This is a genomic window from Myroides sp. 1354 (assembly GCF_030324495.1).
GTDB lineage: Bacteria > Bacteroidota > Bacteroidia > Flavobacteriales > Flavobacteriaceae > Flavobacterium.
This window is the reverse complement of sequence record NZ_JACAGN010000004.1, coordinates 32,413-46,326: the sequence shown is the minus strand read 5'-3', so window position 1 is coordinate 46,326 and position 13,914 is coordinate 32,413. Positions and strand designations below refer to the sequence as shown.

The 13,914-nt window shown below is 34.7% G+C and carries 12 protein-coding genes; 3 read left to right on the top strand and 9 right to left on the bottom strand.

Translation table 11 applies throughout. The annotated features are described in order from the left end of the window. The first annotated feature begins 16 nt into the window (after window positions 1-16). Window positions 17-1,810 (top strand): acyl-CoA dehydrogenase FadE, encoded by a 1,794-nt coding sequence (locus HX004_RS05865; protein WP_286441411.1) that lies wholly within the window; start codon window positions 17-19, stop codon window positions 1,808-1,810. A gap of 248 nt (window positions 1,811-2,058) precedes the next feature. Beyond that, complete coding sequence (locus HX004_RS05860) at window positions 2,059-2,931, top strand: helix-turn-helix domain-containing protein (protein ID WP_286441410.1); 873 nt, start codon at window positions 2,059-2,061, stop codon at window positions 2,929-2,931. Window positions 2,932-3,000: 69 nt separating this feature from the next. On the opposite strand, the gene HX004_RS05855 is transcribed toward HX004_RS05860, so the two are convergent. From HX004_RS05855 to bcp, 8 genes are all read right to left on the bottom strand, one after another. After that, window positions 3,001-4,029, bottom strand: a complete 1,029-nt coding sequence (locus tag HX004_RS05855) for an o-succinylbenzoate synthase (RefSeq protein WP_286441409.1) — start codon at window positions 4,027-4,029, stop codon at window positions 3,001-3,003. Between the two features lie 5 nt (window positions 4,030-4,034). Next, window positions 4,035-4,721, bottom strand: coding sequence for a metal-dependent hydrolase (locus HX004_RS05850; RefSeq protein WP_286441408.1), 687 nt, complete (start codon window positions 4,719-4,721; stop codon window positions 4,035-4,037). A 10-nt stretch (window positions 4,722-4,731) separates the two neighbouring features. Further along, window positions 4,732-5,643, bottom strand: coding sequence for a 1,4-dihydroxy-2-naphthoate octaprenyltransferase (gene menA, locus HX004_RS05845; protein ID WP_286441407.1), 912 nt, complete (start codon window positions 5,641-5,643; stop codon window positions 4,732-4,734). Window positions 5,644-6,738: 1,095 nt separating this feature from the next. Then, window positions 6,739-7,200 carry a copper resistance protein NlpE gene (locus HX004_RS05840; RefSeq protein ID WP_286441406.1) on the bottom strand — a complete coding sequence of 154 codons (462 nt, stop codon included), beginning with the start codon at window positions 7,198-7,200 and terminating at the stop codon, window positions 6,739-6,741. Between the two features lie 185 nt (window positions 7,201-7,385). Beyond that, the gene (locus HX004_RS05835) at window positions 7,386-7,892 is read right to left on the bottom strand and encodes a GDYXXLXY domain-containing protein (protein WP_286441405.1); all 507 of its coding nucleotides are present in this window, start codon (window positions 7,890-7,892) and stop codon (window positions 7,386-7,388) included. Beyond that, window positions 7,882-8,985, bottom strand: coding sequence for a DUF4401 domain-containing protein (locus HX004_RS05830; protein ID WP_286441404.1), 1,104 nt, complete (start codon window positions 8,983-8,985; stop codon window positions 7,882-7,884). The genes HX004_RS05835 and HX004_RS05830 overlap by 11 nt, the downstream gene beginning before the upstream one ends. Beyond that, window positions 8,975-9,964 carry a DUF2157 domain-containing protein gene (locus HX004_RS05825; protein WP_286441403.1) on the bottom strand — a complete coding sequence of 330 codons (990 nt, stop codon included), beginning with the start codon at window positions 9,962-9,964 and terminating at the stop codon, window positions 8,975-8,977. The genes HX004_RS05830 and HX004_RS05825 overlap by 11 nt, the downstream gene beginning before the upstream one ends. Window positions 9,965-10,016: 52 nt before the next feature. After that, window positions 10,017-10,472 carry a thioredoxin-dependent thiol peroxidase gene (gene bcp, locus HX004_RS05820; protein ID WP_286441402.1) on the bottom strand — a complete coding sequence of 152 codons (456 nt, stop codon included), beginning with the start codon at window positions 10,470-10,472 and terminating at the stop codon, window positions 10,017-10,019. 285 nt (window positions 10,473-10,757) lie between these two features. On the opposite strand from bcp, the gene HX004_RS05815 reads away from it, so the two are divergent. Continuing rightward, on the top strand, window positions 10,758-12,875 hold the full coding sequence (locus HX004_RS05815) for a TonB-dependent receptor domain-containing protein (protein ID WP_286441401.1): 2,118 nt from the start codon (window positions 10,758-10,760) through the stop codon (window positions 12,873-12,875). A 377-nt stretch (window positions 12,876-13,252) separates the two neighbouring features. Here HX004_RS05815 and HX004_RS05810 read toward each other — a convergent pair whose 3' ends face one another. Next, window positions 13,253-13,912: a hypothetical protein gene (locus HX004_RS05810; protein WP_286441400.1), complete on the bottom strand. Its 660-nt coding sequence runs from the start codon at window positions 13,910-13,912 to the stop codon at window positions 13,253-13,255. Window positions 13,913-13,914: the final 2 nt, after the last annotated feature.

Below are 13,914 nucleotides of genomic sequence, written 5' to 3'. Positions count from 1 at the left end.
CATAAAAAAATTAACCATGAATACAGCTATAACAAGAGGAGGTCAATACTTAATAAAAGAAACACTTAGCGAAAATATCTTTACTCCTGAAGATTTTTCAGAAGAGCAAATCATGATGCGCGATTCGGTAAAGGAATTTATCGACAAAGAAATTTGGCCGCACAAAAATAGATTTGAAAACAAAGACTATGCTTTCACGAAAGAATGCATGCAGAAGGCTGGAGAATTAGGACTTTTAGGAGTTGCTGTTCCTGAAGCTTATGGTGGATTGGAAATGGGATTTGTTTCAACCATGCTCGTTTGTGATTATATCTCCGGGGCTACAGGCTCCTTCTCTACTGCTTTTGGTGCACATACAGGGATTGGAACGATGCCTATTACCTTATATGGAAATGAAGAACAAAAGAAAAAATACGTTCCTAAACTAGCGAGTGGCGAGTGGTTTGGGGCTTACTGCTTGACTGAACCAGATGCAGGTTCGGATGCAAACTCAGGTAAAACCAAAGCTGTTTTATCTGAAGATGGCAAATACTACAATATCACAGGACAAAAAATGTGGATTTCTAATGCGGGATTCTGTAATTTATTTATTGTTTTTGCTCGTATAGAGGATGATAAAAATATTACAGGATTTATTGTTGAAAATGATCCTTCCAATGGAATTTCTCTTGGTGAAGAAGAACACAAATTAGGAATTAGAGCTTCCTCTACTCGTCAAGTGTTTTTCAACAATACAAAAGTGCCTGTTGAAAATATGTTATCTGAACGTGGTAATGGATTCAAAATCGCCATGAATGCATTAAACGTAGGGCGTATTAAACTAGCAGCTGCTTGTTTAGATTCTCAACGTCGTTTAATTACAGAGGCTATTAAATACGCCAACGAACGCATTCAGTTCAAAGTACCTATTTCTTCTTTTGGAGCTATCCGCACCAAAATTGCTGAAATGGTAACCAATGCTTACGTAGGAGAATCAGCTTCATACCGTGCTGCAGGAAGTATTGAAAAGCGAATTAACCAACGTATTGCCGAAGGAAATACACACCAAGAAGCAGAATTAAAAGGAGTTGAAGAATTCGCTATTGAATGTTCTATCCTAAAAGTAGCCGTTTCGGAAGATGTACAAGCTTGTACAGATGAAGGAATTCAAATTTTTGGAGGAATGGGATTCTCTGAAGATACGCCGATGGAAAGTGCATGGAGAGATGCTCGTATTTCTCGTATTTACGAAGGAACCAACGAGATCAACCGCATGTTGGCTGTTGGAATGTTAATCAAAAAAGCAATGAAAGGGCATGTGGATTTATTGACTCCAGCTATGCAAGTAGCCGATGAGTTAATGAGTATCCCTAGTTTTGATACCCCAGACTATACTGAATTGTTTACAGAAGAAAAGGAAATGATTGAAAAACTGAAAAAAGCCTTTTTAATGGTAGCTGGTAGTGCCGTACAAAAATTTGGTCCTGATTTAGAGAAACACCAAGCACTTATGATGGCTGCTGCAGATATGATGATTGAAATCTACATGGCAGAAAGTGCAATCTTAAGAACAGAAAAATTAGCGAAAAGCAAAGGAGAACAAAACATCAAAGAAGAGATTGCCATGGCGCAATTATACTTGTACCATGCCGTGGACATTGTTGCACAAAAAGGAAAAGAAGGAATTGCTTCTTTTGCAGAAGGGGATGAACAACGCATCATGTTGATGGGATTAAGACGATTTACAAAATATGTAAATCTACCTAATGTAAATGCATTACGCGAATCTATTGCACAAAAAGCAATAGAAGCTAACGAATATGTTTTCTAAAGAAAACAAACGATTGGTTTAGTTTGTTAAAAAAAAGACCGCTTCTTTCGTTCGTTCGAAAGGGCGGTCTTTTTGATTAAGTATAATAAGCATAAAAAAACACACTTATCTTTCACTTATCAAATATTTAATTCTTATTATTTTATTTCATTTCGTGAATTTTTTATAAATAAATACTAAAATAAATAATAAAACCATTTATTTAAAACAATAAATTTATCTTTAGCATATTATTTAAAATTGAAAAAATGCACAATGCGTACTTAAATAAACAAGGACTATTTAATATCAAAGGAGAACGAAGAGAATTTATTGCCATGAAGTTACAGCATGTCTTACAGCTTGAAGACAATTATACTATGACTCATATGCAGAAGAATGACTTTTTTCAACTTATCCTCATCACAAAAGGCACAGGCCTACACTATATTGACTTACAAACTTATGAAGTAAAAGCTGGAGACATTATTTTTTTAAATACATGGCAACATTATCGCTGGAATTATGATACATCCATTCAAGGCTATATATTGAGTTTTACACCGAGTTTTATCACCCAATTCGTTTCTGACCATCTTTTTATACACGACTTGCCTTTTTTTAATCGATTTACGAAGCACAACGTATTAGAACTCGATGATGAATTAAAAACAATTATACGAACTGCTATAGAACGCATGCTCACTGCTTATGAAACAGAGGATGGAGAATTCATCAATTTGATACGAACTTACCTCTTGGAAGTGCTTTTGCTGTGCAAAAAAGAAGTAGAACAAACGTCTTTTGCCAATTTTAATTCTACAAAAAATAAAGAATTAATCAAATCCTTCGAGTCATTGATTGACAAGCATTTCTATGAATATCGGTTTCCGAAAGAATATGCAAAAGTACTCCATATCACACCCAACTATCTAAATGCACTGTGTCAGAAAATCAAACAGAAATCCGCAGGTGACATGATTCGCGATCGCATTCTAAGAGAATGTAAGCGATTACTCATTCACACGGATTTATCGGCTAGCGAGATTGCGTATCAATTGAATTTTAAAGATAATTCTTACTTTTCAAGATTCTTTAAAAAACACATGGGTATTGGACCAGATGAATATAGAAGAAAATAGCTAGTTGCTTTTTTTGTTTGTTGAGAGTTGTTCGTTGTTTGAACAATAATCAACCAACAACAATCCCCCCTACAACTCCCAATTCCTCATAGTATCATACCAAAGTTTCCCATCTTTTACGACCAAAGGAGAATCAAAATTATTAGTATACAAGGCTCCTGTTCCCAATCCTTGAGGCATTGGGTTATTTAAAGTAAACGTCCATTGAGCAATTGCATTGAGACCAATATTGCTCTCTAATGCGGAAGTAACCCACCAGTTGATCTGCAGTTGTTCGGCGATTTCGATCCACTCTTGACTTCCTTTAAAACCACCAACTAAACTAGGTTTTAAGATAATATACTGCGGTCGAATAACTTGGAGCAGCGCCACTTTATCTGCATAAGCGGTCACACCAATTAATTCTTCATCCAAAGCAATTGGCAAAGCTGTTGTTTGACAAAGAGCCGCCATTTCAACAATCTGATGTTGTTTAATTGGTTGTTCAATGCTGTGAATATCCAATTGTGCTAATCGCTTCAATTTCGTTGGAGCATCAGCAACTGTAAATCCTCCGTTAGCATCTACCCTTAGCTCAATTTGATTCACGGTATAATGCTGTCGAATATAGTGTAATAAATTTAGCTCTGCCTCAAAATCAATCGCACCGATTTTTAATTTTACGCAAGTAAATCCTTGAGCAAGCTTTTCGTCTATTTGCTCTTTCATGAAAGTTTCCTCTCCCATCCAAATTAAACCATTGATGGAGATGGCTTGTTTCCCTTGAACAAAGGCAGAGGGAAAAAGAACAAAGGGATGATCACTAGCTAAAGATAAAAAAGCTTGTTCTACGCCAAATTGAATCGATGGCCAATCGCGAAGTGCTTCCCAAAGAACCTCTGCTCCCAAATGAATATGTTCGACTACCCATTGTAACTTGGCTTCATAGTCAGGACGATCATCAAAACTAAGAGAGCGCAGTATCCCGCACTCTCCTATCCCGATTTTATCGTTTTCCTCTATTTTAAGCAACCAAGTTTCTTTTTCCGTCATTACACCTCTCGAGGTACCCGAAGGTCTCTTAAATTGAAGTATATGCTTTTCGTACGTTGCTTTCATCTTTCTTACCAAGTTAAACTTTCACCGATGGCCAACAACATCAAGTCTTTTCCTTTTTCGAAAAATTTTCGTTTCGCTTCCTCGTGATCAATTTCAATATAGCCAAAAGTATCAAAATGGTATCCCATGACTTTATCGCAATTTACAAAATCAGCTGCGATAACTGCCTCGTCAATACCCATTGTAAAATTACTTCCGATTGGCAAAATAGCTAAGTCCAAATCCGTAAACAAGGGAATTAATTTCATATCCATCGTCAATGAGGTATCTCCTGCGATATAGATATTTTTATTTTTACTTTCAATAACGAACCCTCCAGGTTGTCCGCCATAACTTCCATCTGGGAATGAACTTGAGTGAATCGCTGGAGTATATTTCACTTTGCCGAAATCAAATTGCCAGCTTCCACCGTGGTTCATTGGATGCGCATTAAATCCTTTGGCTTCATAATGTCCAGCAATCTCAGCATTAGAGATAATAATAGCTTCAGGATTATTTTGAGCGATTAATTCCACATCCGCAATATGATCTCCATGTGCGTGTGTCAAAAGAATATAATCTGCTTTCAGTTCATTTACATTGATTTCCTTTGCTGCAGGAAGCGGGTTTCCAGTAATAAAAGGATCGACAATTAAGTGAATATCTTCAATCTGAATGCCCAAACAAGCATGACCGTAATACGTTATGTTCATAATTTTTATTTTATAAGATTAAAGCTAAGGAAAAAAGTACAGAAACCAAAAAAGTGCTCAAGGCGACAATTTTCATTTGACTATCTAGTGCTCTTGGATCGGTATTATTTTTAACGAATATCAAATGTTTGATTAAAGGGAAATACGCGATTACAAAAGCAAAATTCAGCCACGGTTTTTCGCTGTAAATCCCATAAATAATAAAAGCAACTAAAGCGAATATAATGATAAAATAATGATAGCGTTTGGCTTTTTCGCGTCCTAATTTAACAGCAAGTGTATTTTTACCTACCACTTTATCCGCATCCAAATCGCGCATATTATTAATATTCAAAACTGCAATACTCAAATTACCTACGGCAACTGCAGGTAAGATGATCCAAGGATTGATTGTTTGTCCATAGAGGTAAAAACACCCCATGACACTCACTAATCCAAAGAAGATAAATACAAACAAGTCTCCGAGTCCGCGATACCCATAAGCCGATTGACCTACAGTATATTTGATGGCTGCAGCTACACAACTAATTCCCAAAACAAAGAAAAAAAGAGAGGTAAAAAAATGATCCTTTCCAAAGGAAAAGTAAATGAGAATTAAAGCCGAAACAAGGGAAAGACCTGCGGTCAAAATAATTCCTCTTTTTAATTCTGCTCTAGTCAATAAACCACTTTGTAAAGCGCGTTGTGGCCCTACTCTATTTTCATTATCAGTGCCCTTAACACCATCACCATAGTCGTTGGCAAAATTGGATAAAATTTGAAACAACAACGTCGTGATAATGGCAAATAAAAAGATGAGGTAAAAGTTATCGTGAGTTGCATAAAAAGGAAATGCACAAGCGGTTCCTACAATAATTCCTGATATGGATAAAGGTAACGTGCGCAAACGCGCTGCAGAAACCCAAGTTTTAATTTTAGACATAGGTATAAACTTTCAACGGACAACAAATCCCATTGTCCAGTTGCGCAAAATTAAGGATAAAACAAAGCAAATACAACCTTGTGTTTCGTTTTGATTCTCTAATTATTTCTCTTTTTCTAGTCTTTCAGCGGCCTTTAAAAACTAAGACTAAAACACAAATGAAGGGCTCTAGATTAAATAGATGAAAGAATCAGTCCTGGAATATATGGAAGACATGCCTTGTATTTATTTGCTTTATCACGTCGAAGTATCTCTCCTAATTTCTTGCAAAAACTATTAAAGCTTAACTTTAAATAAGTGCACCTAACGAATTAAACTTAGAATAAAACGAACTGCTCATTTATTTTTTACCCATTAGGTTCACACTTCAAGTAAAACAAATTCAACTTACATTGTTACTTTAATATAATAAACGCAACTAATTAAAAACAAATAAATTACACTTAAATATTTTAATCCATAACTAAAAGTTATATATTAAAAAAACCTTAAAACACTAATAAAACCAAAGCTTAGGTTCTTCTTTACTCTTGTTGAAGTGAAAAAGTTACGATTAAAAAAAGAAAGACACAATTTGTATTTAACACTTCTGTATTCTTGTTTAATCTCCTTCTGTCACTCTGCCTTAACTTTGGTTCACTTCCTGTAAAAATTGCTTTTCGCTTCATTTTCATTCCTCCTCACGTTCAAACCAATTGCTCATAATCTACATTTATTTCTCTATTTTACATTCAAAAACAAGCTTGCTCTTTTCATCTTATACTCTTTTTATGCTTTAAAAAAAGGTGATTTACTTCTTCATTTTTCTACTTTTTTTTTGCCTGCTATTTTTGTTTTCCGCTTATATTTTAATCTTCCTCTCTTCTTTTAAATATCCAAAATGAATACAAATAAAGGAGGAGTTTTCTTTGTTCTTTCTTTGAATCACCTCTATCTCGCTCGCTCTTCACTACGCAATTTTACACTCCATTTACTGGGATACTATTTCCTTATCTCGGGATTGAATTCACCCTATAAATCCTTAAAATCAATGCAAAAAAAAAGGATGAGAACATCCATTCTCATCCTTTGTTATTTTCAAATTTAACCTTTATCTTATTGTTTTTTCAAACGGTAATTTTCAGCTAAATTTCCTGTAATTACATTTCCTTCTTGATCTAAAAGCAATAAACTTCCTTCGTGTACTGCTACTTGTTTTTTACTTCCATCTTTTAAAGTAAGGATGATTTTATTTCCTGTAGCATCCCATTCGTATTTACCTTCTTCTTCAAAATGTCCGTCTTTTCTTTCTTGATAATGGTCTACTAATTTGAATGTTCCATCCGCTTTAATTTCGATTGTTTCATCGATACCTGGACAATCCGCACATGGAATCGTTCCCTTGTAAGTTCCTGCCCAATCTAATGAAGTCTTTGAATTATCAGCCATTCCTTCTGTTGGAGCTACCTCTTCCACAATTGTTGGTTCTGTTCCTTCTTTTACTTCTTTTTTACAACTTGTTAGTGTTAAAACACTCATTGCTACAACTGTTAATACAGCGAAATACTTTCTTTTCATCGTGACATTTTTTATTATTAATGTAAATCAAATTTACAAAACTTTTTCAATATTTCCTTTTGTTTTATATTAAAAAACAAACAAATGATTCTCAATGCAATAAAACTATTATTGATTATTCATTCTTTTAGATTTCATCTCACTTTTACTTGATTTCCAAGAAAATTAATAGTCCCATTTATCCCTTACTCTATGCGTTCTAAATTCTCTTTATACAGACCTATTAAAACACTATTCCCCTTCGCATCTACTTTTAATCCACCAAATTTAGCCTGTTCATACAACGTATCTTTTCCTTCTTGAAAAAAGTAACTCTCAGCTCCAACAGCTAAATCAAACCCATCCCAATTGAAGTATTTCACCGCGATTTCGTTTTCCCCTTCTAGTTGAGGCAAGTCTGAATAAATTGCCTTAAAAGCACCTCTATGTTGCTCATCTAGGGTCAATATTACATACCCTCGCTTGCGAATTTCATCTCTATTCAAGTTTGTTTCACGCAATTCATTATTTATGGCATAATTCAACTGCATATAATCTCCTTGCATTAGCGAACGAGGATCTACAGGAGCCAAAGGCAATAAAACGAGTGCTCCCTCTTGGATTATCTTTTCTTTTTGCAAGACCGCACGCAGGAAAAAACCAGCGAATAATACTAAGGTAATTACAAGGACAATATTTCTTTTATTCTTCACGATTCAATCGATTATAAATTATAAATAATGCTAAAAAGAATAGACCACATCCCATAAGGATAATGGACTTCACTAATAAACTCACACTCAAATAGTAATAATAAGAGAGTAAAGATAAGAGCAGGGTAAAAATTGCTAGTACGATTCCTTTGTGGAAGCGGAATTGATAAGACCAAAACAACAAGAAAAGACTAACTGCTAAAGGCATTCCAAATCCGTGCATAAAAAAGGCAATTCCCAAGATAAACAAGCTACTTACACCAATACTAATCATTCGCTTTTGAATCACAACTTTTCGCTCAATTTGTTTCACGGTAACATAGGTTAAAGCGATTAATAGCAAGCCTACAATAGCTAAATAAATACGATGCATCACTTCGTTATAGTCGAAATATCTCGAATGATTGATCCAATTAGTTGGATCAATTAAACTGATATTATCTTGAATAAGTTCCAAGATTAGGATAAGAAAAAAGGCATGTACAACGGCTGTGTATTTTTGTGACCAAAATGAATGTGTTGTTTTGATTTCTACCTCTTTGTCAAATAGCAGATAAAGTCCAGCCAAAACCAACCAGAATAAAAGTAGGCCACCATAGCCTAAATGTATCAATCCTAAATAGTAAACTAAACCATAATAGACTCCAATCACTGATAAGAATTGAATAATCTTACTTTTAAACAAAATAAATCCAGCTAAACTGAGGACAATCACAACAATAAGATTGTTGGTTTCTCTCCATCCAATATCGAAACAGGCGGCTAATACACAAACAAATGCACTGATATAAGTTGCTACAAATACACCGTCTCTTAAGGCGGGCTCTGTTTTCTTATTACCTAAGAGACTTATACCATAGAGCATAATCCCAAAAAATAAAAAGCTTACATATCCGAGAGAATCTCCAATAGTTAGAAATAAAAAGCCAAAGAAAAATCCCATAGCCAATAAGCTTCCCAGGATAGCAACCACTTTTAAGAAGACATACTTAATAGCATTTTCTTCTTGTATACGATTTTCCAATTGCTCATCCACAATAACCCCTTGCTCTTCAAGTCGAGGAAGCAAGTCTTTCCATGTATTAGTCTTCATACTTCCATTCTTTTGATTTCTTAGACACTAACTTGATAATAAAAAAGATAGCCCCAACAGCATATAACATATAAACTAAAAGTCCTTCTGCTGCATCTTCAAACATCCTCATCCAAACCATTAACCCACAGCTTACTGCTGCAATCAGAGCATAAGAAAACAAGTAAATCTGCTTTTGTTTCCATCCCAAAGCCAAACCACCTCCAATCAAAATAAGAGAAAGAATTAAAGTCCAAAGAGCCCCTTCTAATTCCACTGCTCGATCTTGAGATCTTTGACTAAAAATCCAAAATCCAAAACCTGCAGTTGCTAAGACATAAACGACAATAGACTGTGTTTGTTTGTATAAGTTGCCTATTTGAAAAGTTGGATGCAAGGGTTTAAGTTGAGGAAGTGCTAGTAGTACAAGATTGGTCAAGACCAAATAAATGATGCCCAAAAATACAGATTCAACTTGTAACACTTGTACTAAGGCCAATATCAGTGTAGTATTCGCTAAAATACTAAAAAACAACCACTGATAGGTCGATTGACTAACGAGGGTTAGGGGTATAACAATCAGTAACCACGTCAAAAACAAATCATAAGCATTCGCTCCTGTTTGATAGGTTTGTCCAAAAACAGCGAGTAATACGCCTAGGAGTACTGAAGTGGCTACTAAACTAATTTTATTGATATTTTCTGTCACACGAGAAGTCATCGCTCCATATGCACTTAACAGAATTCCCAATCCAATAAGTGCAAACTTAACACTAACAGCCATCTGATCCCAGTTAAAGGCAAAAAAGAATACAATACCACTAACTAAAAAAACAATTCCGCAAATCAATAAAGCGTAATACCCAAACTCCTTCCACTGTTGAGCCGAGGCCAAACCGTAGGTTTGATACAACGCTTGAAACTGTTGCTTATCTATAGATGAATGCTCTTGAAGCAAGAACAACTCATGCTTTGTTATTTTCTTTTCTTTTTCTTTCATATCCAATTTATTTTCCCCAAAAAAATAAAGAGCGCCTAATACGCCCTAAAGCTTAAGAAGCTAAAATTTGAGCTGCGTGATCTTTGGTTTTGACTTTTTCAATAATCTGAGTCAATACTCCTTCTTCATTGATTACAAAAGTCATACGATGAATCCCATCATAGGTTCTTCCCATGAATTTTTTAGGTCCCCAAACGCCAAATGCGTTTAATACTTCTTTACTCTCATCTGCTAATAAAGGAAAAGGCAACTTATTTTTATCGATAAACTTCTGTTGTCTTGCTGCAGAATCAGCACTTACTCCTAGTAATTCAAAACCTTGATCTTTCAATTCCTGATAATTATCCCTTAAGTTACACGCTTCCCAAGTGCAACCTGGTGTACTTGCTTTAGGGTAAAAAAAGACCACTAGTTTTTTTCCTTTATAATCACTCAACTGATGCTTTACTCCTGCTTGATCTATACCAACAAAATTTGGCGCTTGATCACCAACTTTTAAATGTGTCATTTTAATTTAATTTTTTGTGAATAGTAAAATTACTTTTTTTTTAGTTAGCCCAATCATTTTCCTTCATTTGTTCCTTTTTATCTAGCATTCTGAAACTATTTGTTCACTTATTCCTTCTCTTTTCTTTCAAATAATTTTACTTTACAACTAAAAATCAATTACTTATAAAAAATTAAGTTATTTACTTAAAATGATTCTAAATAATTCTATATTTGCGTTCAATCTATTTTATTTTTAATAAGTCTAAATAAGAAATTAAAGACTTTAAATCAACCCCTATTATTTATGAATCGCATTTATATTGTTCTTATATCTTGCTGTAGTTTATCACTTTTTGCACAGACAGAAGTTCACTTAGATAGTCTTTATCAAGGATTACCGACTGATCTTGGAGAAGTTGTGATCCGCGTCAACAAACCTACTTTTCAGCAAAAGGCAGATAAAATGGTATTTAACGTTGAGCATAGTGCCCTATCTGAAGGAAGCACTATCCTAGAAGTACTCGGTCGCACACCTGGTGTGGTGGTCTCTCAAGAAGGAGAATTATCCCTTAGAGGAAAAAAAGGAGTGAGTGTAATGATTAACGGAAAACTCAGTTCTTTATCTTCAAAAGAATTAGCCAATCTCTTGCGATCGACTACCTCTAGTGCAGTTAAAAATATTGAAATCATTGCCAATCCCTCAGCCAAATACGATGCCACAGGTAATGCGGGTATTATCAACATTGTATTGAAGAAAAGCGTGCTTGAGGGATTAAATGGCAGTGTATATACAAGTGTAGGACGTGGGCGAAAAAACCGCATGAATATTGGGCTTAACATCAATTACAATCACAAAGGATGGAGTACTTTTACTGACTATAGCTACACCTTTAGAGGAGAAGAAGAACGCAAAACTTTTAATCAGGACTTTTTCGATTCTTCAACTTTTATTCCTCTTCGACATACTTCTCAGCGATATAAAACTAGTGAGCCCTTAACATCTAACAATTTTAAATGGGGAACGGATTATCAATTTAACACGAGAACTTCTCTTGGATTTTTATTGGATGCTAAAATAGGTCGTTATGAAAATAAATCCAAAGGAATTAGCGAGGTTTACGCCCCAGTTTCAACCTTATCTTCCTCCATTGCCACAGATAACTACAACGATGAACATTGGTACGACTATACCTATAGTGTACATGGAACACATCAGTTCGCAGAAGAGGGAACGCGTTTGGATTTTGATATAGAATACGAGCAATCTAAGTTTAGATCGCTTCAAACACAATTACAAGAAACACTTGTAACTTCGTCGGATGCTTATGCTAATCGAAGAGGAAAAATCCCCTCCACTTTGCGTGTTTTTAATGGGAAGTTTGATTTTACGATTCCTCTTTGGGAGAATCACACCTTAGAGACGGGTTGGAAATCCACGGTTAAATCCAACGACAACCCTTCTGTATATGAAGTAGAGGAAAACAATCAGTGGGTTATAGATCCTGTAACAACAAATCACTACGAGTATAAAGAACATATACATGCTGCTTACGCTAATTACAAAGTGAGTTTAGATCATTGGGAATTCCAGATGGGAGTGCGCAATGAATACACAGACCGTACGATTCATCAAAAAACGACAGCAGAAAAACACCAAACAGATTACAATAAATTCTTTCCCAGTGCTTCCATAAAATATGAAACGGATCAAGCCCATCAATTTTATGCTTCGTATAGCAAACGCATTAACAGACCTAGTCATTTTGATCTCAATCCTTTCCGATTTTACAATGATCCATTCAACTATTGGCAAGGAAATGTGCATCTACGACCTGAAATTACACATGCAACTGAATTGGGTTACAGCTGGAGTAAGTATTTAATTGGTACCCTTTACTATAGCCAAACTCAGGATGTCATGACGCAAGTTTATAGCTATGAGGAGAATCAAACTATTATGGTTAAGACCTTAGAAAACTTAAGTAAATCTTATCATTATGGAGCATCACTTACAGCCACAATTAATCCTACTGATTTTTGGAGTTTAAGTACTTTGCTTAATCTATTCAACAACCGATACAAAGGGACTTATCAAGAAACAGTGATTGACAGCAAGCAAGTTGCTTATACGCTGAACGCCCAAAATAGTTTTACGTTTTCCAAAGGAATCAAAGCGGAAATCAATGCTCAATATTATTCAAAATCCAACATTGGCTTATATAAAAGAGACGCTTACTTTGATTTATCACTGGGTGCTTCAAAAAGTGTATTCAATGATAAGGGCAGTATAAAATTTGCTTTAACTGATGTATTAAAGACCAATAACTTTACAATTATAGGTGATAATTTTGATTCAAAACTAAAACAGAAATACGATTTGGATAGCCGTATTGCAACGTTATCTTTTAACTATAAGTGGTAGTTGAATTTTAAATTGATACATGGACGCCCTTACTTAGATTCACACTTTCCCAAAAACTGAAAAAGCCAACTCAATGAGTTGGCTTTTTTTACCATAAAATCTAGACGTGGCTACTTGTCTTATTTGATTTCCAACTAATGTTGTTGTTTATTTTTAAGATCCCTTCAAAATCCTTTTATCGAAAAAGACGTCTTCTTGAAGTGGGGAACTTTCGTTTTATTTTGGTCTGCAAAGTAGCTCAAATTTTTTGAATGTCAAAATCTTACAATCGTTTTCACGAATTATTCAAACAAAACCTTCAAAACGAGAATACAATCTTTACTTTAACAAATTGTAAAGAAATTTCACTTTAAAACAACGAATAATCAACACTTACATTACATTATTTGCACTAGAAATTGTTCTATGATAGAGGCAAATGCGTGATATTCAGTTTTATGCTTCTTTACTAAGCTTTCCCAAACACCTATAGGTAATTCTATCTTTGTCTTATTACTATCGATATATACTCTATTTCCCGCAGTATTTTTTGTTAATGTAGCAGATTGGTTCGCTCCTTTGTATTCTAAATCTCCAGATAATGTTGTTGTGATATTCCAATTATTTTTCTTTGTTTCACTTTTAATCTGAAGTGCACCGAAGATATCTTCTTTGGCAGTTAATTTTTTACCTTGATTATCTGTAATCGTCAATTTTCCTAGTATATCAATGGTATAATTCGCCTCATATCCACTGATTTGCATATAATCCATCACTAAATCTTGAAAAAACATGGATTTAACATCAACCTCATTGTAATTCGGTCCCATTTTCTTTTCCAAATAAGCTTTATTAAACGTAAGGGAGTTGTTATTGGAGTCTGTAAAGGTCAAATCATCAAAGATATTTTTCTTTAGCTTCGCCTTATAGTGATCTGCTTTATAAACTAAGTCGTCAAAAATATCCTGTTGAATGCGTTGTCCGTAGGAAACAAAGGAACACAAGACGATGATGGTTCCCAAGATCCATCTTGTCCAACGAAGGTTTTTCTTTTTCATAC

What these genes read in the sequence shown, in the direction of transcription:
- HX004_RS05865 (WP_286441411.1), top strand. Translation starts at nt 17, where the DNA reads ATGAATACAGCTATAACAAGAGGAGGTCAATACTTAATAAAAGAAACA.
- HX004_RS05860 (WP_286441410.1), top strand. Translation starts at nt 2,059, where the DNA reads ATGCACAATGCGTACTTAAATAAACAAGGACTATTTAATATCAAAGGA.
- HX004_RS05855 (WP_286441409.1), bottom strand. Translation starts at nt 4,029, where the DNA reads ATGAAAGCAACGTACGAAAAGCATATACTTCAATTTAAGAGACCTTCG.
- HX004_RS05850 (WP_286441408.1), bottom strand. Translation starts at nt 4,721, where the DNA reads ATGAACATAACGTATTACGGTCATGCTTGTTTGGGCATTCAGATTGAA.
- menA (WP_286441407.1), bottom strand. Translation starts at nt 5,643, where the DNA reads ATGTCTAAAATTAAAACTTGGGTTTCTGCAGCGCGTTTGCGCACGTTA.
- HX004_RS05840 (WP_286441406.1), bottom strand. Translation starts at nt 7,200, where the DNA reads ATGAAAAGAAAGTATTTCGCTGTATTAACAGTTGTAGCAATGAGTGTT.
- HX004_RS05830 (WP_286441404.1), bottom strand. Translation starts at nt 8,985, where the DNA reads ATGAAGACTAATACATGGAAAGACTTGCTTCCTCGACTTGAAGAGCAA.
- HX004_RS05825 (WP_286441403.1), bottom strand. Translation starts at nt 9,964, where the DNA reads ATGAAAGAAAAAGAAAAGAAAATAACAAAGCATGAGTTGTTCTTGCTT.
- bcp (WP_286441402.1), bottom strand. Translation starts at nt 10,472, where the DNA reads ATGACACATTTAAAAGTTGGTGATCAAGCGCCAAATTTTGTTGGTATA.
- HX004_RS05815 (WP_286441401.1), top strand. Translation starts at nt 10,758, where the DNA reads ATGAATCGCATTTATATTGTTCTTATATCTTGCTGTAGTTTATCACTT.
- HX004_RS05810 (WP_286441400.1), bottom strand. Translation starts at nt 13,912, where the DNA reads ATGAAAAAGAAAAACCTTCGTTGGACAAGATGGATCTTGGGAACCATC.